The following is a 20,572-nucleotide window of genomic DNA, read 5'->3' on the forward strand; positions in this document are numbered from 1 at the left end:
GTAAGGGGGAGTAATGTAATGAAATCAGATAAAATTTCGGAAGCTGTGGTGCGCAGATTGCCTGTTTACTTACGTTATTTGAGTGAGCTTCATCAACGTGAGGTAGGCACAGTGTCATCACAGGAACTTGGACTGCGCCTGGATCTTAATCCTGCCCAGATTCGTAAAGACCTTGCATACTTTGGGGACTTCGGTCGCAAAGGCATTGGATACGACGTATCGTATCTAATTGAGAAAATCCGTCATATCTTGAAGATTGATCAGCAAATCAATGTTGCTCTGGTGGGAGCTGGTAACTTGGGACATGCATTGTCCAATTACAACGCCTATCTGAAAGACAACATGAAAATTGTTGCTGTTTTCGATGCATACGGCCCCAAGATTGGCAGTCAGATTAACAGCTTGAAAGTACAGCCGATGAATGAACTAACGGATTCGGTCAAAAAAGATAATATTCGTATCGGTATCATTACCGTCCCAGATACCGAAGCTCAGAACGTAGCCGATCAGCTCGTGGAATCCGGCATTGAAGCAATTCTGAACTTTGCACCAACCATCCTAAAAACACCACCGCACGTCCGTATTCATCATGCTGATTTTACAACGGATCTGCTTAGCCTGGCTTATTATCTGGAGAACGGAAAGGACGACGAGGAAGATGACGACAAATAGATGGGTAATTCATAACGGCAAATTTGCTGTAAATAGCGGTACAGAGTGGACAGTGGTTCAAGGGTATATGGTCGTTGAAGACGACAAGATTGTGCATATTGGTGAGACACTGCCGGATGGAGATGAGAGCCTGCCGAAGGTTGATGGCAAAGGACTGGTCTTTTTGCCGGGTCTGATCAATACGCATGGTCATGCAGCCATGTCGCTTCTGAGAGGTCACGGGGACGATTTGGCCCTACAAGTATGGCTTCAGGAGAAAATGTGGCCTATGGAGGCGAAAATGACGTCTGAGGACGTGTATTGGGGCACCTCTCTTTCTGTATTAGAAATGCTGAAAGGCGGAACGACTGCATTCCTGGATATGTATGATCATATGGACCAGGTGGCAAAAGTGGTTGAACAATCCGGTATTCGTGCAGCATTGGCACGTGGTGTCATTGGTCTCTGTTCCGAAGAAGAGCAAATGCGTAAACTGCAAGAATCGGCTGCGTTTGCACGCGAGTGGAATGGACAAGCTGGTGGTCGAATTACGACGATCATCTCACCGCATGCGCCGTATACATGCCCTCCAGATTACATAGAGAAGCTGGTACAGGTTGCACATGATCTGGATCTGCCGCTGCACACCCATATGTCGGAAACTCTCCGCGAAGTCGAACAGAATGTGACTGATTATGGTTTGCGTCCAGTAGCACATTTGGAAAAGCTCGGTTTCTTCTCTCGACCTTCCCTCGTTGCACACGCCGTGCATTTGAATGATGAGGAGATCGAAATTCTGGCACGCCATGATGTAGCGGTCTCTCACAATCCGGGAAGCAACCTGAAGCTTGCTTCGGGTGTTGCGCGGGTTCCGGATCTGCTGAAAGCTGGAGTAACCGTATCTCTGGGAACAGACGGACCAGCGAGCAACAACAACTTGGATATGTTTGAAGAGATGAGACTTGCTGCTTTGATTCATAAGGGAGTATCCGGTGACCCAACAGCGGTACCAGCGGGAGAAGCACTGCTACTCGGAACGGGGTATGGTGCCAAATCCATCTTCTTGAACGATACAGGAGCACTTCGAGTAGGCATGAAGGCTGATTTCATTGCGCTAAATATTGAACAAGCACACTTCTATCCGCACACGGATCTGATCTCTCATACCATTTACTCGGCTTCGGCCAAGGATGTGGAGCATGTATGGGTCGACGGTAAGCAACTGGTGAAACATGGTGAATGTCTTACTATGGATGAAGAGCGCATTCTGCGCGAGTCTCAACTTGCATTTGACGGACTGCTCGCCCGTTAATTTCAGAATAGCAGCAGCGTCATAGGGGAAAGGAAGTTCGGCTTTTGAAAAGAAAAAAGAAATGGATATGGATCTCGCTGCTCATCCTAGTTTTGATTCTGTTTGGACTGCAGCGCTTCTATGTTTATATTACCCAGGACCAGCGCAACGAAGAAGCGCTAGCTATTCAAGCGGCACAGGAGCAGCTCGGGATAACGTCTTATGAGGATCTCCGAAAATACGTTTGGGGTCAAAAAGAAGGCGAAGATAACATTTACTGGACGATGATGGCCAAAAATAAAGATAATCAGGACATTGCGGTCTGGGTTAAATTTGATGCGAGCAATAAACCAGTCACAGGAAGCAACGCTGTGCACAGTGAATTGTTGCAGAACGGGTTATCGGAAGCACAAGTTCGCAATCGATTCAGCTCTGAAGTACCGGGCGGAGAGATCAAGCGCATTATGCCTGGAGTCGTCAATGGCGTCTATGTATGGCAAGTTTATTATAATGACGATACGCATAACTATTATCGATTCTATCGCTTCAGCAATGGAGAACAGGTTGATTTGGTCTATACTATTCCAAACAGCTAAATATAGATTCAGAGAATCTTTTTTAGGTAAATTCTTCAAAGAACCGGCAGACGGAACCCCGCCTGATCCGGTTTTTTGGCGTATCTCAAGAATTATTCTGGATTTGAATAGTTAAAATTAATAATTTATTCATATTTTCGCCTTCGAAATTGTATATACGATGTGATATACTCAAATATGTATTCAAGGTTACATCAAACAGGAAACAAACCTGTTGGGCACATCACAGGTCATTCGTACACAATTCATATTATGCCTATAAGCTATAGGGATGGGCCAAAAATTTGGGAGGGGAAACTCACTTGAAGCTAAAAGTATTGCCTATTGCTTTAACTGCCGTCATTTCAGCCGTTGTGTTGTTTGGAGGTTGGTTTGTGTATCGTCAGGTGGCCATGCAGAATCCGATTGAAAAAATGGTAACCCAGTATGAAGGGGTTAATGATGTTCAGTTAACTATTAACCGCAATGATGTACAATTGAAACTTGATTTGCAGCCAAATGTAGATTTGGGCAGATTGGTTCAATATATTCAGAAAGAAGGACAGACCCTGATCGGCTCGCGCTCATTGAAACTCGATGTGGTTGATCATTCGAACGAAGCCCTGGAGAACTGGTGGGGCGATGCGATGTTTACCGTTGCTCAAGCGATGGAGAACAAGCAATACACCGAAATAACACCAACATTATCCAAGATGGCGACCAATGGTATTCAAGTGAATACAGCCATGGATGACAATAACGTATATGTTAGTCTTAGAGACGGAGATGCCAGCAAGTTTATTATTCTGCCGCGTGTACCCGGCCAGATAGGAGTGTGGCCTAATGCCTAAATGGACGAAGGAAGTTGCCATTGGTTTTGTCCCCGTGTTGATGATCTTTCTTGCTTTTACCGGTGTGAATATCTTCCCGATTCTGATCGCAGCAGCGGTTGTGGGCGGATTGCTGCTTATGATGCAGATGCGTGGTGGCATTACAGTTGGAGCGGGTCAGGAACGCAAGCGGAAGAAAAAAGGACCCTCCAAACTGACGTTTGAAGAAATTGGCGGCCAGGACAGTGCCAAGCAGGAGCTGCGGGAAGCGCTTGATTTTCTCATAAAACATGAGGAAATTCAGAAGTTCGGGATTCGCCCATTGAAGGGGATCCTGCTTACGGGCCCTCCGGGAACAGGGAAAACATTGATGGCCAAAGCGGCTGCACATTATACCGACTCCGTATTTGTTGCCGCTTCAGGCAGTGAGTTTGTAGAAATGTACGTCGGTGTCGGTGCAGGAAGAATTCGCGATTTGTTTCGTGATGCTAGAACACGTGCTGCTAAAGAAAACAAAGAGAACGCCATTATCTTTATTGATGAAATTGATGTTATCGGTGGTAAACGTGAAGGTGGTCAGCAGAGAGAATATGACCAGACACTCAATCAGCTGTTAACGGAAATGGACGGAATTTATACATCCGATACACCGCGGATTCTGGTTATCGCGGCTACAAACCGTAAGGAAATGCTGGACAGTGCATTAACCCGTCCGGGACGTTTTGACCGTCATATCCAGGTAGACCTGCCTGACAAGAAAGGCAGAAAACATATCTTAGAGCTCCATGCGGTAAATAAACCTCTGATGGAAGGGGTAAGCCTGGAGAAAACAGCGGAGGAATCCTACGGCTTCTCGGGTGCACAGCTGGAAAGTGTCATGAACGAAGCAGCAATCTATGCCATGAGAGATGGACTGCTCAATATTGAACAGCGCCACTTGTCTCTGGCGATTGATAAAGTCATGATGGGTGAGAAGACAGATCGTGAATCCAGTGTCGAAGAGAAGAAACGGGTAGCTATTCACGAATTGGGACATGCCATCATGGCAGAGCTCGTACGTCCTGGCAGTGTTAGCCAGGTTGCTCTAAGCCCGCGTGGACAGGCACTCGGTTATGTACGTCACAACCCGCAGCAGGAGCAATTCCTATACACCAAGCGCTTTCTGGAAGAACAGATCATGATTGCACTCGGCGGTGCAGCAGCTGAAGAAATGTACTATGGTGGTCGCAGTACCGGTTCACGCAATGACTTTGAACAGGCGACCAATGTTGTACAGACGATGATGGCTTCTGGTCTGACCTCGCTTGGTATTGTCAACATGGATATGGTTACAACGGAAGAGCTCATGCGCGAGAATAAAATGATTCTACAGGATCTGATGGATCAGACCAAACGTCTGCTCGAAGAACAACGGACAATATTCGACAATTCATTGGATACACTGATGAGAGAAGAAGTTTTGTCTGGGGAGCAATTTCGTTGTCAATTTCGTGACAGCGCCCTTTTACCGGCATAATTTATTTATGCCGGTTATTTTTTTTTACATTTCACTCGTGCTAAGATATTATTATATGTTGGGTCGAAATTTGTAATTTTCGGCGAACAGGGTACAATAGAGAAATAGAGAACCGAAAGGATGGAGCAGAACCATGTTTTTTAAAAAAATAGGAGTTGTCGGCGGCGGCACCATGGGACAAGGCATTTCCCAGATGCTTGCAGCCAAAGGACTTGATGTGCTTCTGGTGGAGCACACAGCGGAGAAGCTTAACCATGCATATGACATGATTGAAACAAACCTCGATAAGCAATTGGAGAAATGGGCTATTACCAAAGCCGAGAAAAAATTGATTCTATCCCGTATCACCAAAGTAGCTCATCTGGCAGAACTGGGATCATGCGATATGGTTATTGAAACGATCTCGGAAGATCTGGAAGCCAAGAAGGCGGTATTTAGCCAATTGGATCAAGTTTGCCCGAGCAACGTTATTCTTGCAAGTAACACATCCACGCTGAGTTTGACCGAGCTTGCAAGCTCGACCAAATACCCAGAGCGTGTTATTGGTATGCACTTTATTCACCCGGTTTCCCGGGTTGACCTTGTAGAAATTATTCGTGGTTTGAAAACATCCGATTCCACTTTCGATGAAACAAGAAGATTTGTGGAAGAGGTTGTAGATAAAAAAGGTGTAATGATTTATGAATCCCCTGGATTCGTTACGTCCAGACTGATCTGCCTTTTGATCAATGAAGCTCTTCATGTCCTTCAAGAAGGCGTGGCTTCTGCTGAAGATATCGATGATGCAATGCGTATCGGATACAACTTCCAGCATGGTCCGCTTGAAATGGCTGACCGTTTCGGATTGGATTCCGTTGAAGCTGCACTGGAAAGAATGTTCCGTGAATTCGGAGAGTTGAAATATCGTCCTTCCACCGTACTGAAAAAAATGGTGCGTGCAGGACATCTCGGAGTGAAATCGGGAGAAGGATTCTTCAAGTACGACAAGGATGGTGATCGGCTGTGAAAGTACTCGTAATCAACGCGGGGAGTTCCTCGCTTAAATATCAATTGTATGACATGACGGATGAGTCCGTACTGGCTAAAGGACTGGTAGAGCGTATCGGTATGGATTCGTCCATTCTTACGCACAAACCGACTGGCCGTGAGGATGTTACAGAAGTCAGTGAAATTCTGGAGCATACAACGGCAATTCGTAAAGTTATCGATATTCTGACAGATAAAGAAAACGGCGTGCTCGGTTCAGTCGATGAGATTCAGGCTGTTGGACACCGTGTCGTACACGGCGGGGAAGCCTTCAAGGAATCCGCACTGGTTGACGATGCAGCGAAGGCCGAAATTCGCCGCTTGTTCGATTTGGCACCACTTCACAACCCAGCAGCAATGATGGGTATTCGTGCGGCTGAACTCAATATGCCAGGTGTACCTCAGGTCATGGTATTTGATACAGCATTCCATCAGACGATGCCTGAGAAAGCATATCTCTACGCGATTCCGCGTGTACTGTACAAAAAATACAAAGTGCGTCGTTACGGTGCTCATGGTACTTCCCATGACTACGTAAGCAAGACTGCAGCTGAGTATTTAGGCCGTCCAGTAGAAGACCTCAAAATCATCACTTGCCACGTTGGTAACGGTGGTAGCGTAACGGCAGTAAAAGGTGGCGTATCCGTAGATACATCCATGGGTATGACTCCGCTTGAAGGTCTGATGATGGGAACGCGCAGTGGTGACCTTGACCCGGCCATCGTGCCTTACGTAATGAACAAGGAAGAACTGAGCGTGAGCGAAGTGAACTCCATGTTGAACAAACATAGCGGACTGCTTGCCATCTCGGGCATCAGCAGTGACATGCGTGAGATTACCGAAGGAATGGAGAACGGTGATGCGAACTCCACCCTTGCATTCGAAATGTACGAATATCGTTTGCGTAAATACATCGGTTCGTATGCAGCAGCAATGAACGGTGTGGACGTGATTGTATTTACAGCAGGTGTGGGCGAGAACTCTGTAGTTCTTCGTCAAAAAGTATGCGAACAGCTTACTTACCTGGGTGTGGAAGTGGATGAAGCACTCAATGCCATCCGTTCCGGCGAACCACGCCGTATCACAACAGCAAACTCCAAGGTTGAGGTTCTCGTTGTACCTACCAATGAAGAATTGGTGATTGCACGTGATACACACCGAATCGTATTGAATTCTAAGTAATCTAATTGTAAAGTGAATATAGCATGTCAAGGAAGTGCAGGGGACAGGCTGAGGCCTGCCCGCTGCATTTTCAAATTTAGGAACCAAGGGGAGATATGGGCATGAGTACGGATTGTGTAATTCGTAATGTGAATGAGCATGTGGGCGAAACCGTGAAGATCGGTGCCTGGATTAATAACAAACGTTCCAGCGGTAAAATTCAATTTTTGCAGCTGCGCGATGGAACCGGATATATTCAAGGGGTTGTCGTAAAGAGTGAAGTTAGCGAAGAGGTATGGAATGATGCCAAAAGCCTCACGCAAGAAAGTTCCTTGTATGTAACGGGTATTATTCGTGAAGAACCGCGCAGCGCATCCGGATATGAAATGACGGTTACGGGCGTTGAGATCATTCATTTGACTGAAAACTATCCGATTACACCGAAAGAACATGGTGTGGACTTCTTGATGGATCATCGTCATCTGTGGCTGCGTTCTACGAAACAACGCGCTGTAATGGTGATTCGTGCAGAGATCATCCGTGCAGTTCAGCAGTTTTTTGATGGTAACGGATTCACTCAGGTTGACCCTCCGATTCTGACACCTTCTTCTGCCGAAGGTACCACCAACCTGTTCCACATCAAATACTTTGATGAGGATGCTTATCTTACTCAAAGTGGCCAATTGTACATGGAAGCTGCTGCAATGGCGCTGGGTAAAGTATATTCCTTCGGACCAACGTTCCGTGCCGAGAAATCCAAAACCCGCCGCCATCTGATCGAGTTCTGGATGATTGAGCCGGAAATGGCATTTGTGGATCACGAAGAAAGTTTGCGAGTACAAGAGAAGTTCATTGCACACGTGGTTCAATCTGTCGTGAAAAACTGCCGTGCCGAACTGGAATCCATCGGGCGTGACGTATCCAAACTCGAAGGAATCGTAGCTCCATTCCCGCGTATCACGTATGATGAGGCGATTGAGTTCTTGAATGGACAAGGCTTCGATATTCCTTGGGGAGAAGATTTCGGTGCCCCTCACGAGACAGCGATTGCGGAGAAGTATAATACACCTGTATTTATTACACATTACCCGGCTGGCATCAAGGCATTTTACATGAAACCCGATCCGAATCGTCCTGAAGTGGTTCTCTGCGCTGACATGATCGCACCAGAGGGTTACGGCGAGATCATTGGAGGATCCCAACGTATCGATGATCCCGAGTTGATGCAGCAGCGCTTTGAAGAGCACAAGTTGTCTGACGAGGCGTATCAATGGTACCTGGATTTGCGTAAATACGGATCGGTACCTCACTCCGGATTTGGTCTGGGATTGGAGCGGACAGTAGCATGGATCTGCGGGTTGGATCATGTACGTGAGACAATTGCATTCCCGCGTATGCTCTACCGTCTGTACCCTTAATGATTAATCGCGAGTCTATGGAAGAAACCGGCTCCAAAGCGTGGCTCAGTGGAGTAGCTTACGGGTTAACGTCTGGGACAGCACAGCTCCCGTATGCTTTGTTGCGTTTTTATCACCAACTCGGATTATCAGATGCCGAAGTGCTTCTGCTGATTCAATTGCTCGGCTACCGTCAGGCAGAATTCAATGAGTTTCCTACCCTGGAAGAGCTCGCAGGACGAATGGGACTTGCCCCCGAAGGCATCGCCAGAATGCTCCAGCGGTTAATGCGGGATGGATATATTTCCATTGATGAACATCGGGACGAAGAGCGGGATATTCAGTATGAGCGTTACGATTTGCATGGATTGTATGCCAAACTCGCAACGTGTGTCGCTGAAGATGCGGCAGCAGCAAGGCAGCAGCAAATGAGCATGAATGCACGTCCTAATTCGAACAGTGTTCAAATAGAAGAGGAAGAACGTAATATGTTTTCCATTTTCGAAAAAGAATTTGGTCGTCCGCTTTCACCGATGGAATGCGAAACGATCTCCAGTTGGCTGGATCAGGACCGTTATCAGGAAGAACTGATCTTGATGGCCCTGAAGGAAGCCGTATTTGCCGGTAAAGTACATTTCCGCTATATCGACCGCATTTTGCTGGAGTGGAGTCGCAATCGGGTGAAGAATGTTCAGGACGCGAAGGCATACACGCAGCGTTTTCGCAGCGGTGGACGCTAGTCCAGGTAACGAAGGAAAATCAAGGAACAGGCCAGAAAACATTCTGAGCCTGTTTTTTGGATTTTGGACGGAAATATAGATGTTTACAATGAAGTGATTGATGAACTCATCACCTATTCAGGCAATGTTATGATAAGAATTTTAAAAAAATTAAATAAATACGCAGGGGCAGCCCAGAACGTTGTCGTCTATTGTAGTGGAGAGGAGGGGAGAGTCATTGACGAAGCGCGCTTAATCGAACAAATCCGTCAAGGAGATGCATCCAAGTTTCGCTTATTGATCGATAAGTACAGCCAGCATGTATACCATGTGGCATATTCCGTACTCAGGAACGATCAGGAAGCGCAGGATGCAGCTCAGGAGGCGTTCATTCAGATGTATAAATCTCTCCCCGATTACCGTTCCGAAGGCTTCAAAACGTGGCTTACCCGAATTGCCTTTCACAAAGCCATTGATGCAAAACGCAAGTTAGGCCGGCGCAGCAGTGAAGATCTGGGTGGAGAAGAACGAATAATCAACCTGCCTGGAAGCGAGGAAGATATTCTGGCCCGTCTCGTTCGGGAAGAACGCAAGGAAACACTGCGTGAACGAATTAATCAACTGCCTGCCCAGCATAGGGACATCATTACTGCGTATTATCTAAGCGAAAAGAATTATGAGCAGATTGCACATGATGCCCAGGTGGCTGTCAAAACCGTGGAATCCCGTTTGTACCGTGCCCGGCAGTGGATCAGAAGTCATTGGAAGGAGGATGAGTGGCGTGAGTAAAAACGAGATGTACAGTGTGCAGGACTGGACGGATTATATCGAAGGACGAGTTACTGGAGAACAAGCCATAAGCATGGAAAAGGCCATAATCGAAGATCCGGAAGCCATGGATAACTACCTGGAAGCGATGGGTATTCATCAAACATTGCCACAACTGGACAACCCGAATGAATTTGCTGATTCCATCATGGAGCGTATTACGGACCTGAACCATTCAGGACGCAAGCGCAAATCACGTTCAGGCCGAAGCAGACGCTGGCTGGAGAACAAGGTGTTTCATTATGCTGTAGCGGCTTGCCTGACGTTGATCTTCCTCTCTTCCGGGGTGTTTGATAAAGTAGCACCCTATCACAAGTTCCATGACGGCGAGCAGAGGGGATCATTCACACAAAAATGGACGGAAGCAGCCACCACATGGCTGGATAACTTCAAGCCTAAACCATAAATCATACGCATTGCCTGAAAAGAAAGGATGACGACTGTGCAATCAGATCGTAACAAAATATTTGCATTTTTATTAAATGTGGTCCCAGGTCTTGGTTTTCTCTATTGGGGTCGAACCGCTAAGGCCATGATTTATCCATTTCTCGTGTTTGGTTCTTTGATTGGTGCCTTCATGTTGATGGTGGTTACAAATGAGAATGATCTCATGATATTCGGAGCACTCGCTGCCTTTTTCTTCTGGTGCATCAACATGCTGGACATCATCATTGTTCTGCTGCGAACCCCTTCTGCACGTAATGCTCATTACAGAGGCTACGAGGCTCACTACGGTCAATATGCGGGAGGTCCATACGAACAGGGCTATCCGGATCAAAATGGCGTTGTGGAGCCAATGGATGGGGAAGAGATGCATCAGCATTCTGCCCATGGCTATGGTATTCCTGAAGGTACATATGGCCAACCCATGTATCGCAAAGGCAGTGAAGGTGAACGCTTCTTTACCATATTACTGTCATTCATCCCTGGTCTGGGGCATCTTCATCTGGGGCTACTGCATCGGGGACTATCGTTTCTGATCGCATTCTTTGGCTCCTTCGCGATGATGGTCTTTGTTGCATCCATTACCAATGAAGAGACCTTTCTGATGTTTCTGCTTATACTGCCTGTTATTTGGGTTTACTGCATGTTTGACGCTGTGCAGCATGCACATCGAAAGCAGGCAGGGGAAGTATTGCAGGACCGGACGTTGTTCGAAGAATTGGAAATGGGCAGAGCATCAGGACGTCGGAGCAAGGTGTTAGCTACCCTTTTGTCGGCTTTTCCAGGGGCAGGTCATCTGTACTTGGGTCTTCAGAAGCGTGGAATGCAATTAATGTTCCTGTTCCTCGGCAGCATTTATATTCTGGACCTGCTGCATTTATCCGTCTTCCTGTTCATGATTCCGCTCGTTTGGTTCTACAGCTTCTTTGATGGGCTTCAGTGTTCAAGCCGATATGGCAGGGAACCGCTGACGGATCAACCGATATTTAAGGATTGGGCTAAGCATCAGCGTTTGATTGGATTCGGGATTGCAGCACTTGGCGTGTATTATCTGGCGATCCGGCTTGTCATTCCGCAATTGAATGAGATGTTCCCTAATCTGTTTATGACGTATGAAATCCGTTCCTATGTGAACACGGTTATTGTTTCGCTATTGCTAATCTTTGGCGGATTGAAGCTGCTCTTCGGCAAGCAGCGTCCGATTGCGCAGCATAGTGGACTAAGCGGAAAAGAAGACGATTCAGCTAATCTGTTCCTGTTCAAGGATCGGGATAATTGATTGTAAATTAAGGTTAATTTTGCGCTAGTCGGAGCTCCAAACCAAAAAACACGCTATGAGCTGAACAATCAGTCATAGCGTGTTTTTAATTTTTCCTGAATAGTAGAGAGGAAATGATGGCTATTTCGAAATACCTTTCAGCAGCAGCTGACGATACATCACTTCGAACAAAAACTCGAATGCTTCCAGATGTCTTTTGGCTTCAAATGCATCTTTGCCCCAGGCATAGATGCCGTGATTGCGTAGCAAAATTCCTGGGACTTTTGAGTCAAGTACACCTGGTACCAATTCGGCGATGGATGGAATATCAGCAAAGTTAGGCAGTACCGGCACACGAATCTCGGCATTTTCTTCCCAAATGTTAAAAGCCTTGATCAGTTCAATGCCTTGGATCGGCACATGACCTTCTGCGCCAAAAAACTCGCTGATCAGGTTATTAAATACTGTGTGTACATGGAATACAGCCCCGCAGCCAGTCAAACGATAGATTTCGCAGTGAATCAGCGTTTCTGCACTTGGTTTCAGGGTTGTTGTTTCAATTGCTTTGCCATGCTTGTCCACAAACAGGAAATCTTCCGGCGTACGAAGAGATTTATCCTTGCCTGAAGCCGTAACTGCAAAATAAAACTGCTCGGGATCAAACTCTCCCACACGCATCGACAGGTTGCCACTTGTTCCAGGGAACCAGTTGCGACTGGCAAAGAGGGCTTTAATATCAGCAAGCTCTTCCAGCACCTGACGTTTGTGTTCCAATGTAATCTTTTCAAAACCCATCTTTACAGCACTCCTTGTGTTTGCTTCTGTTTCATGTCTTCCATAATATCGTAAAAGGTAGCAAAGGGCACATGGTCTACACCAAGTTCTATGCACTTGTCCGTCAGAATGGAACGGGAGTATACCAGATCGGCAATTTTGGCACCTTCAAAATCGGTTAGACTGTCTCCGATCAGAATCCGATTATATTGTTCTTCCGGGAATGTGCGGATTACCGTCGTTTTGCACATACCACAGCCGTTCTCACAAGGGGGCTGACACGGATTAGGCCATTCTATCTGAATGAATTCACCTGTAAAGTCTGCTCCGTTACAATAGACGTGATCTTGTGGAATGTTAAAAGGTGCAAGCAGTGGTTCGATAAAAAAGTCCATACCACCACTGGTTACATTAAATTCAATGCCCTCGTTCCGGACATATTCCAGAAACTCGCCAAATCCCTCGCGGATGCCGGCTTGTCCAAGCACAAATTCCACGATTTCATCCTTTTGCGATGCAGGCAGCAGAGCGAACATGGCCCCGACGCCTTCACGCAGTGATATTTTCTGTTCGACGGTGTCTCTCATGATCGGATCAATACCTTCGGGCTTAAAATGTTTCATGATCGCCACAATATTGTCTGAGAGGGTAATCGTGCCATCAAAATCACAGAAAATGACCGTTTTCTTGTCACTTCTCATCGTTCTCCACCCCACAGGTCCAGTGCACTTTTCAATTCGGGGTGCTCAAGTGCATAATCTGCTAGCGGAATTCCGTGCTGTGCCGCTTCGATGGCTTGCAAGAATGCACGTCCACCCGCCTCAGTACCCATTGGATGTCCGTGGATACCTCCACCGGCGTTAACGATGACATCCGTGCCAAAATCACGGAGAATTAATGGTACAAGACCTGGGTGAATCCCCGCGGATGGAACCGGCATGCTGGTTCTGACTGGGAGTTCTTTGGAGAGCAGCTGCTCCGTAATGGCCATATTCTCTTCTTTTGGCATAGTCACTGAACCATAAGGCGAAGGGAAGAGAACGAGATCCGCTCCGGCAAGACGCATCAGTTGACCCAGCAGCACCGAGGCGGATATCCCATAATGTGGTGACGGGTACAGTGCGCCAGCAAGCGCAGGATGCGCCATGATCGGCACATTAATGTCTGGATCACTTGTAAGCTCGTGTAGAACGTCATATCCGTACGACAAAACGTTAAACAACAAGGCATTGGCACCAGCATCAATCGCTCGTTCAGCCTGCTTCTTCAACCGTGAAGTTGGGCCGGTCAGGTTGGCGGCATAAAGTAATTTCTTGCCGGTCTCTTGGCGGGCCTGCTCAGCAGCCTTCATGCAAACCTCCACTCTTTTCTCAATAGGTGTCAGCTTGTTCTCAAACAGAATCTCGTCATCCTTGATCAGATCAACTCCGCCAAGAGCCTGACGGATAAACTGTTCGCGCAGTTCATCTGCATCCAGACCAATGACCGATTTGAAGATGCTCATTAACAAGGGACGATCATGCACACCAAGCAGATCACGAACCCCATTCAGTCCGAATTTGGGACCAGGGAATGCGCTAAGGAATCCGTCCGAAAAGCCCAGTCTTGTCAACTTGATCCGGCCATCCATCGAAATTTTGCCGAAGACGGTGACGAGCAGAGCCGGAATATCGCGGCTGAAGTTTACATCAGGATATCCGATCGTAATATCTGCATATCGTTCTCCTGGAGCCATATCCTCTTGTTCATGTACTTCTACGCTAATCACTTCGCCAAGATGTTTCTGCATGGCTTCACGCTTGGCTTGCGGCAATTCAGTCCAACTGCCTACAGTCATGCCGACCGCGATGGATTCCGCCTTCTTGCGGAAATCTGCCCGATCATCGTGCAGACGATATGTGGCAGTACACATGTTGTTCATCGTAAATCTCCTTCCAAAGCAGCTCCCATCTCCCGTGAGCGCTCTGCGCAGCGGTTGACGGCTGCAATCACGTTTTCAAAGAAATCGCCCTCATCCAGTGTTTTGAGTGCTGCCTGTGTGGCGCCTCCAGGTGAGGTAACATCACTGCGAAGCTTCATGGGCTCCGCTCCCGTTTGCTGAACCATTCTTGCCGCACCAAGTACAGTTTGAACAGTCAGGTCGCGGGATTGCTGGCTGGACAGTCCGCCGCGGATCCCCGCAGCAATCATGGCTTCCATCAAATAGTATACATAAGCCGGGCCGCTTCCGGAAATACCCGTGAGCACTTCCAGTTTCTCTTCAGGAACAATGGTTACGATGCCCACTGCTTCAAACATCGTCATGACCGTACTGCGCTGCTCATCAGTAATTTCGGCGGAGAAGGCAAGCCCTGTTGCACCAAGTCCAATCGTACTGGATGTATTCGGCATGGATCGAGCGATCGGTTGTTTTCGGCCGAGCAGAGACTGCATCGTGCGGATGGATAATCCGGCGATGACAGAGACAATAAGCTGGTCCGGTGACAGGAGGGGACCAAGCTCACGAAGAGCTGCTGCAGCGTCTTTCGGTTTCATGGCCAGTACAATAACGGGAGAAGCGGAGAGCACTTCCGATGATTGGGAGGCCGTTCCTGTATGAACGGCATAACGGGTACTCAGCTCTTCCTGACGTTTCTGGTTGCTCCGGTTCAGCATCGTAATATCCTGCGGGCGTACAACGAGGCGGGAGATCAGTCCGCGCACAATGGCTTCTGCCATGGCACCTGCTCCGTGGAAAGTAATCTTTTGTTGTAATAACGTCTGTTGTTCTTGACTCATGGTTATCGTTCCTCCTATATGGCTGTAGCTGCGATATTATTGCCGGATTTGTCCATTGCCGGTAACGCGGTATTTGGTAGAAGTAAGGGCAGGCAGTCCCATCGGACCGCGAGCATGCAGCTTCTGTGTGCTTATTCCTATTTCGGCTCCATAACCGAACTCGAATCCGTCCGTGAAGCGTGTGGAAGCATTGTGATAAACTGCTGCAGCATCCACATCATGCAAAAAGCGTTCCGCATGTGCTGTATCACGGGTGACGATGCATTCGGAATGTTTGGTGCCATAAGTTGCAATATGCTGCATGGCTTCTTCCAGACCCTGCACAACTCGTATATTCAGAATATAATCATTATACTCTGTACCATAGTCTTCTGCCGTCACGGGAAGGGCAGTAGGGACCAGACGACGAGTCGTGTCACAACCCTTCAATACGACATTCGCCTCACGGAATTGTTCGGCCAAGGCAGGCAAATGCTGTTCTGCATAAGCAGCGTGAAGCAGCAAGGTTTCCATGGAATTACATACGGATGGGCGCTGTGCTTTTGCGTTGATCGCAATTTCTGCGGCCATGACCGGATCCGCCGTTTCATCCACATACGTATGGCAGATGCCTGCGCCTGTTTCAATGACAGGTACCGTTGCATTGGCTACCACGTTGCGGATTAGTGAAGCACCGCCTCTTGGAATAATGACGTCCAATAGTCCATTCAGCTTAAGCATTTCATCGACTGAAGAGCGGTTAGCGTCTTCCACGAGCTGCAGCGCATCAGGCGGCAGGTCTGTTTTGGTTAGTGCCTGGTGGAGTACTTCCACAATACGACGATTGGAAGAGAGGGCAGAAGAACCCCCGCGCAGCAGAACGGCATTACCAGTCTTGAGGCATAGCCCTGCTGCATCAACCGTAACGTTAGGACGGGCCTCATAGATGATGCCAATCAGGCCAATTGGCACTCTCAATTTTTCAATGTGAAGTCCATCTGGACGCGTAAATGACTCCAGTACTTCGCCAACAGGATCTGGGAGTTCAACAATCTGACGCAATCCCTCCGCAATTCCCGCAATACGCTCTTTGTTCAAAGCGAGACGATCAAGCATGGATTCTGGTGTCCCTTGCTCTCTGCCACGTTCGAGATCTTCCGCATTGGCCGTAATAATGGATTCCGATTCCGTAATAAGCGCATCCGCCATGGCAAGCAAGGCCTTATTTTTCTGATCTGTACTCAAACGGTTTAACTGTGGAACACTTGCTTGAGCTTGGCTGGCTTTTTGTCTTACTTCACTCATCTGAAATTCCTCCTTCATTAATGCAAGACGATGTCCCTATCCAATCCAATACATTACTTGTTATTTTAACGTAATCCACTCGTCTCGATGGATGACCTCAAGCCGATGAATGGCGTTCAGTGTCTTCATGACTTCTCCGCTTGGCAAACCTGCGATAAGGCGAAGCTGATCATCATCATAATTGACAATGCCTCGGCCAAGCAGTGTTTCGTCCAACCCAATGACCTCGACAACGTCACCTGCGTGGAATGTGCCAAGCACGCTTTTGACGCCTACAGGCAGCAGACTATGTCCGCCGTGAACAAGGGCTTCTTCGGCACCGGCATCCACGACAACTGTACCGAGAGGTGTTGACATGAAGCCTAACCATTGTTTCTTGCGGGAGAGTGCAGCCAGACGAGTCTCGAAATATGTCCCCTTGCCGCAGCCATCAACCGCATTTTGCAAGTCTCCGGGTTCCTTGACACTGCCCACAAAGACAGGGACGCCTCCGCGTGTTGCCACTTTGGCTGCATCGACTTTGGACCGCATGCCACCTGTACCAACCGATGAACCTGAGCCTCCGGCATACGCATAGATTTCTTCTGTAATTTCAGGAATTCGATCATAACGAACAGCACTCGGATCCTTGCGGGGATCTGCCGTATAGAGTCCGTTGGTATCCGTGAGAATAACAAGATGCTGGGCTTTCACCAAATTGGCAACGAGCGCAGAGAGCAGATCGTTATCCCCGAATTTCAACTCGTCTACTGAAACCGTATCATTTTCGTTAAAAATGGGAATGACGCGTTGTCTGAGCAGTTCTTCCACGGTCATGCCTGCGTTCCCCATCCGTTTCCGACTGTGGAAATCGGTTCTGGTTAGCAAAATTTGTGCTGTAGTAACGCGGTGCGCTGCAAAAGCCTGTTGATATGCCTGCATCAACAATGCCTGACCCACTGCGGCTGCCGCTTGTTTCTCATGCAGCATTTTGGGACGCTGAGGGTAACCAATTTCACGGAATCCGGCAGCAACGGCTCCGGAAGTGACCAAAAGAACTTCATGGCCCTGTTCATAGAGCGAAGCGATCTCACTGGCAAAAAATGAAATGGAACTGCGGTCAAGGCCGCCTTCCTCGGTGGTAAGAGAACTGCTCCCAATCTTGACTACTATTCGTGAAGACATGCTTTCACTTCCTTAAACATAATGAATGAGATACCAATGGACAGGTATCCAGGTACAAAAAAAACTCCCGTCCTTTGTTGTAAAAAGGACGAAAGTTTGTTACTTCCGCGGTACCACCTTTATTGATGATTGCATCATCCGGCTCTCTCTCGCCCTGTAACAGAAGGCACTGTCCTGCATAAACAGGCCGCTCAGGGGTAGGTTTCGGAGAGAAGCCGCGGTAAATTCTTGCAGCCCGGTGGAATTTACTCTCTGGGCGCGGCTTGTTCTCTCGTACTGGTCCCGTCATCACGTTTCGTTCGATATTTGTTAATAACATACCATGGAAACTTGGCAGATGCAAAGGGGTATGCGGCCTTTAAAATTACTTAAACAAGTTCAGCTTGCCAATCCTCCTGGCAGCTTCCTCCAATCGCTTCTCGTCACTCAGCAAACCTGCGCGAACGTAGCCTTCCCCATGTGTACCAAACCCGATACCCGGTGCCACAGCGACTTTGGCTTCCCGAAGGAGCAAATCTGCAAATTCGGTTGAGGTAAACCCGGAAGGCACTGGCAGCCAGCTGAAGAAAGAACCCCCTGGCTTCGAAGCCTGCCATCCGATGGAGGAAAGTGCCTCATACAATGCATTACGGCGGGATTCATACCGCGCAACCAGATCGGTAACACATTCTTGGGATGAAGTGAGGGCAGCAGCTGCAGCAGCCTGAATGCCGCCAAATAGGCTAACATAAATATGATCCTGCAGCAGATTGATTTTGGAGATGATCTCCGCATTCCCAAGGGCGAACCCAACCCGCCAGCCTGCCATATTGTAGGTTTTGGATAACGTATAGAATTCAATTCCGACTTCCTTGGCGCCAGGCGCCTGCAGGAAACTCACCGGGCGATGTCCGTCGAACCCAATCGCACCATAAGCGAAGTCACTGGCAACTACAATTTTGTTCCGGATGGCGAATTCCACGGTCTCTTCATAGAATGACAGCGGGGCAATCGCGGATGTTGGATTGTTGGGATAGTTTAAATACATCAGCTTGGCCTTATCGCGAACTTCATCCGAAATTGCCTCATAATCAGGAAGGAATGCGTTTGACTCCAAAAGAGGCATAAAGGACATGTGCGCTTTGGCAAGAGCTACCCCGGACCAGTAATCCGGATAACCCGGATCAGGAACGAGACATACGTCCCCGGGATTAAGCAACACTTGCGGCAGCTGTACAAGCCCCGTTTTCCCACCAAACAAAATCGCAACTTCAGTCTCCGGATCAAGGTTAACGTTGTAATCTTCTTTATAACGTTTGGCGATTGCTTCCTTCAGGAAGGCATGTCCACTAAAGGGTGAATATTTATGATAAAGCGGATTTTCGGCAGACTCCTGCAATGTTCTTACAATATGAGGTGGTGTAGGAGTGTCCGGGTTCCCTTGACCAAGATTAATCACGTCGTGACCACTTGCGATTTCACGGTTAACATTTTGCACGAGAGTTGCAAAAAATTGCGTTGGAAGCTGTGTCATGACGTCTGAGGTAGGTATATCAAAGGCGGAACGACCCGAATATTGCTGTTGATTGCTCATTAGTTTCATCACTCCGGTTCATATAAATGGGAATAGTATTCATTAATTTATCACGCTAATCCCGAGCTGTATAGAGGGGATAAGTTAAATAAGGTCTTTTTGTTTACAGTGTAAATGGGATTTTGTACAAAACCGAATTGACCGGATTCGTTTTTGTCCATTGTCGAAGAAGAGCCTTTGTCTTATGATCATTTACGATAATGATAATCAATATCATTGAGAGAACGCTTATCTATCTAGGGGGAAAGAAAAAAAATGAAACAAAACAGCTTTCGTGTGATGAGCACGACATTCATGATTGCAGCGTTATCCGTACTGCTGCTTGCTTGTGGCAATTCATCCACTAACGGTTCAGGTGACGGAGAGACAACTGCTGCAGCAACATCCAATGACTCGCAGGCAGCAGCAGAGAACACCGGGCAAGAAGAAGTGGCAGAGGCAGACAACGCGAGTGAAACCAAAATATTTAAAGACTGGACCGGGCACGAAGTGGAAGTTCCGACCAATCCGCAACGTGTCATTTACCACGGCGAGGTTACCGGGGATCTACTGGCTCTCGGGGTAGTTCCTGTAGGTATTCTTAAAAATGAAGGCACGGTATTCGATGATCAGGTGGCAGACGCAGAAGATGTTGGTTTTCCAATCAGTGTTGAAAAGTCTCTATCACTCAATCCCGATCTGATCATTTTCTCGAATGATGATGAAACGCAATATGAGCAGATTTCAAAAGTTGCTCCAACGGTCACATTCAATTCCTTCTGGCCACTCGAAGAACGGATGCGATTCCTGGGAGATTTACTCGGCAAAAAACAGGAGGCTGAAGACTGGCTTGCTGCACATGCCAAGGCAACAGAGGAAATGTGGGATCAGCTGCATGCAAATGGGCTGAAGGAAGACGAAACCGCATCGGTATTTACCATGTATCCAGGTAATCGACTGTTCGTGATGGCGGGTGCAGGACTGCCCCAGCTGTTGTACGGTTCTGGCGGTATGAAGCCAACTCCTGAAATCCAAAAGATACTGGATGAAGAAGTAGGATTTGTTGAGATATCACAGGAAAAAATGGCAGATTTCGCTGGAGATCGCATATTTATTTTGAATGCAGTAGATCAAGGGGCACAACAATCCACAGAAGAATTGATGAATAGTGTGGTGTGGAATAATCTGCCTGCAGTCAAGGAGGGCAAGGTTTATCGTTTCGATATCGTCAAAGCATCGAGCGATGCTACATCAAGAGAGTGGCTTCTGCAGGAATTGCCGAAACAAATGATTCAATAAAAGACCGTTTCTTATCCTGAACAGA

20 protein-coding genes are annotated in these 20,572 nt (G+C 47.6%); 13 read left to right on the forward strand and 7 right to left on the reverse strand.

Annotated features, from left to right (window positions below):
* Positions 1–18: 18 nt before the first annotated feature.
* The 12 genes from MH144_RS25055 (at position 19) to MH144_RS25110 (ending at position 11,717) form a co-directional block, all read left to right on the forward strand.
* A complete protein-coding gene (locus MH144_RS25055; protein WP_095292800.1) occupies positions 19–672 on the forward strand; it encodes a redox-sensing transcriptional repressor Rex in 654 nt (217 codons plus the stop codon).
* On the forward strand, positions 659–1,963 hold the full coding sequence (locus MH144_RS25060; RefSeq protein ID WP_239305030.1) for an amidohydrolase: 1,305 nt from the start codon (positions 659–661) through the stop codon (positions 1,961–1,963). The genes MH144_RS25055 and MH144_RS25060 overlap by 14 nt, the downstream gene beginning before the upstream one ends.
* 44 nt (positions 1,964–2,007) lie before the next feature.
* The gene (locus tag MH144_RS25065) at positions 2,008–2,538 is read left to right on the forward strand and encodes a hypothetical protein (RefSeq protein ID WP_239305031.1); all 531 of its coding nucleotides are present in this window, start codon (positions 2,008–2,010) and stop codon (positions 2,536–2,538) included.
* Positions 2,539–2,840: 302 nt separating this feature from the next.
* Positions 2,841–3,368, forward strand: coding sequence for a hypothetical protein (locus MH144_RS25070; RefSeq protein ID WP_095292793.1), 528 nt, complete (start codon positions 2,841–2,843; stop codon positions 3,366–3,368).
* Positions 3,361–4,863 (forward strand): AAA family ATPase, encoded by a 1,503-nt coding sequence (locus MH144_RS25075; protein ID WP_239305032.1) that lies wholly within the window; start codon positions 3,361–3,363, stop codon positions 4,861–4,863. Before MH144_RS25070 ends, MH144_RS25075 begins: the two co-directional genes overlap by 8 nt.
* Positions 4,864–4,996: 133 nt before the next feature.
* On the forward strand, positions 4,997–5,869 hold the full coding sequence (locus MH144_RS25080) for a 3-hydroxyacyl-CoA dehydrogenase family protein (RefSeq protein WP_239305033.1): 873 nt from the start codon (positions 4,997–4,999) through the stop codon (positions 5,867–5,869).
* Positions 5,866–7,071 carry an acetate kinase gene (locus MH144_RS25085; RefSeq protein ID WP_239305034.1) on the forward strand — a complete coding sequence of 402 codons (1,206 nt, stop codon included), beginning with the start codon at positions 5,866–5,868 and terminating at the stop codon, positions 7,069–7,071. Before MH144_RS25080 ends, MH144_RS25085 begins: the two co-directional genes overlap by 4 nt.
* Before the next feature lie 101 nt (positions 7,072–7,172).
* Positions 7,173–8,468, forward strand: coding sequence for an asparagine--tRNA ligase (asnS, locus tag MH144_RS25090; protein ID WP_095292784.1), 1,296 nt, complete (start codon positions 7,173–7,175; stop codon positions 8,466–8,468).
* A 17-nt stretch (positions 8,469–8,485) separates the two neighbouring features.
* Positions 8,486–9,187, forward strand: coding sequence for a DnaD domain-containing protein (locus MH144_RS25095; RefSeq protein ID WP_239305035.1), 702 nt, complete (start codon positions 8,486–8,488; stop codon positions 9,185–9,187).
* Between the two features lie 129 nt (positions 9,188–9,316).
* A complete protein-coding gene (locus MH144_RS25100; protein WP_239305036.1) occupies positions 9,317–9,955 on the forward strand; it encodes an RNA polymerase sigma factor in 639 nt (212 codons plus the stop codon).
* Positions 9,948–10,400: a hypothetical protein gene (locus tag MH144_RS25105; protein WP_239305037.1), complete on the forward strand. Its 453-nt coding sequence runs from the start codon at positions 9,948–9,950 to the stop codon at positions 10,398–10,400. The genes MH144_RS25100 and MH144_RS25105 overlap by 8 nt, the downstream gene beginning before the upstream one ends.
* 27 nt (positions 10,401–10,427) lie before the next feature.
* Positions 10,428–11,717, forward strand: a complete 1,290-nt coding sequence (locus MH144_RS25110; RefSeq protein WP_481857394.1) for a multi-tm2 domain protein — start codon at positions 10,428–10,430, stop codon at positions 11,715–11,717.
* Between the two features lie 120 nt (positions 11,718–11,837).
* Here the strand turns inward: MH144_RS25110 and MH144_RS25115 are convergent, their stop codons facing one another.
* The 7 genes from MH144_RS25115 to MH144_RS25145 all read right to left on the reverse strand — a co-directional run bounded on the left by MH144_RS25115 (position 11,838) and on the right by MH144_RS25145 (position 19,269).
* Positions 11,838–12,491 carry a methylthioribulose 1-phosphate dehydratase gene (locus MH144_RS25115; protein ID WP_239305039.1) on the reverse strand — a complete coding sequence of 218 codons (654 nt, stop codon included), beginning with the start codon at positions 12,489–12,491 and terminating at the stop codon, positions 11,838–11,840.
* Positions 12,492–12,493: 2 nt separating this feature from the next.
* Positions 12,494–13,171: a 2-hydroxy-3-keto-5-methylthiopentenyl-1-phosphate phosphatase gene (locus tag MH144_RS25120; RefSeq protein WP_239305040.1), complete on the reverse strand. Its 678-nt coding sequence runs from the start codon at positions 13,169–13,171 to the stop codon at positions 12,494–12,496.
* Positions 13,168–14,391, reverse strand: coding sequence for a 2,3-diketo-5-methylthiopentyl-1-phosphate enolase (locus tag MH144_RS25125; protein ID WP_239305041.1), 1,224 nt, complete (start codon positions 14,389–14,391; stop codon positions 13,168–13,170). Before MH144_RS25125 ends, MH144_RS25120 begins: the two co-directional genes overlap by 4 nt.
* A complete protein-coding gene (gene proC / locus MH144_RS25130; protein WP_239305042.1) occupies positions 14,388–15,248 on the reverse strand; it encodes a pyrroline-5-carboxylate reductase in 861 nt (286 codons plus the stop codon). Before proC ends, MH144_RS25125 begins: the two co-directional genes overlap by 4 nt.
* A gap of 36 nt (positions 15,249–15,284) precedes the next feature.
* A complete protein-coding gene (locus MH144_RS25135) occupies positions 15,285–16,532 on the reverse strand; it encodes a glutamate-5-semialdehyde dehydrogenase (RefSeq protein WP_239305043.1) in 1,248 nt (415 codons plus the stop codon).
* A 60-nt stretch (positions 16,533–16,592) separates the two neighbouring features.
* Positions 16,593–17,696, reverse strand: coding sequence for a glutamate 5-kinase (gene proB / locus MH144_RS25140; RefSeq protein ID WP_239305044.1), 1,104 nt, complete (start codon positions 17,694–17,696; stop codon positions 16,593–16,595).
* A gap of 364 nt (positions 17,697–18,060) precedes the next feature.
* Positions 18,061–19,269: a pyridoxal phosphate-dependent aminotransferase gene (locus tag MH144_RS25145; protein ID WP_239305045.1), complete on the reverse strand. Its 1,209-nt coding sequence runs from the start codon at positions 19,267–19,269 to the stop codon at positions 18,061–18,063.
* Positions 19,270–19,524: 255 nt separating this feature from the next.
* On the opposite strand from MH144_RS25145, the gene MH144_RS25150 reads away from it, so the two are divergent.
* A complete protein-coding gene (locus tag MH144_RS25150; protein WP_239305046.1) occupies positions 19,525–20,547 on the forward strand; it encodes an ABC transporter substrate-binding protein in 1,023 nt (340 codons plus the stop codon).
* Positions 20,548–20,572 lie beyond the last annotated feature (25 nt).

Source organism: Paenibacillus sp. ACRRY (assembly GCF_022346995.1).
GTDB lineage: Bacteria > Bacillota > Bacilli > Paenibacillales > Paenibacillaceae > Paenibacillus.

Coding starts and splice junctions, on each gene's coding strand:
- MH144_RS25055 (WP_095292800.1), top strand. CDS start 19: ATGAAATCAGATAAAATTTCGGAAGCTGTGGTGCGCAGATTGCCTGTT.
- MH144_RS25060 (WP_239305030.1), top strand. CDS start 659: ATGACGACAAATAGATGGGTAATTCATAACGGCAAATTTGCTGTAAAT.
- MH144_RS25075 (WP_239305032.1), top strand. CDS start 3,361: ATGCCTAAATGGACGAAGGAAGTTGCCATTGGTTTTGTCCCCGTGTTG.
- MH144_RS25080 (WP_239305033.1), top strand. CDS start 4,997: ATGTTTTTTAAAAAAATAGGAGTTGTCGGCGGCGGCACCATGGGACAA.
- asnS (WP_095292784.1), top strand. CDS start 7,173: ATGAGTACGGATTGTGTAATTCGTAATGTGAATGAGCATGTGGGCGAA.
- MH144_RS25095 (WP_239305035.1), top strand. CDS start 8,486: ATGGAAGAAACCGGCTCCAAAGCGTGGCTCAGTGGAGTAGCTTACGGG.
- MH144_RS25100 (WP_239305036.1), top strand. CDS start 9,317: ATGATAAGAATTTTAAAAAAATTAAATAAATACGCAGGGGCAGCCCAG.
- MH144_RS25110 (WP_481857394.1), top strand. CDS start 10,428: ATGACGACTGTGCAATCAGATCGTAACAAAATATTTGCATTTTTATTA.
- MH144_RS25115 (WP_239305039.1), bottom strand. CDS start 12,491: ATGGGTTTTGAAAAGATTACATTGGAACACAAACGTCAGGTGCTGGAA.
- MH144_RS25120 (WP_239305040.1), bottom strand. CDS start 13,171: ATGAGAAGTGACAAGAAAACGGTCATTTTCTGTGATTTTGATGGCACG.
- MH144_RS25125 (WP_239305041.1), bottom strand. CDS start 14,391: ATGAACAACATGTGTACTGCCACATATCGTCTGCACGATGATCGGGCA.
- proC (WP_239305042.1), bottom strand. CDS start 15,248: ATGAGTCAAGAACAACAGACGTTATTACAACAAAAGATTACTTTCCAC.
- MH144_RS25135 (WP_239305043.1), bottom strand. CDS start 16,532: ATGAGTGAAGTAAGACAAAAAGCCAGCCAAGCTCAAGCAAGTGTTCCA.
- proB (WP_239305044.1), bottom strand. CDS start 17,696: ATGTCTTCACGAATAGTAGTCAAGATTGGGAGCAGTTCTCTTACCACC.
- MH144_RS25145 (WP_239305045.1), bottom strand. CDS start 19,269: ATGAGCAATCAACAGCAATATTCGGGTCGTTCCGCCTTTGATATACCT.
- MH144_RS25150 (WP_239305046.1), top strand. CDS start 19,525: ATGAAACAAAACAGCTTTCGTGTGATGAGCACGACATTCATGATTGCA.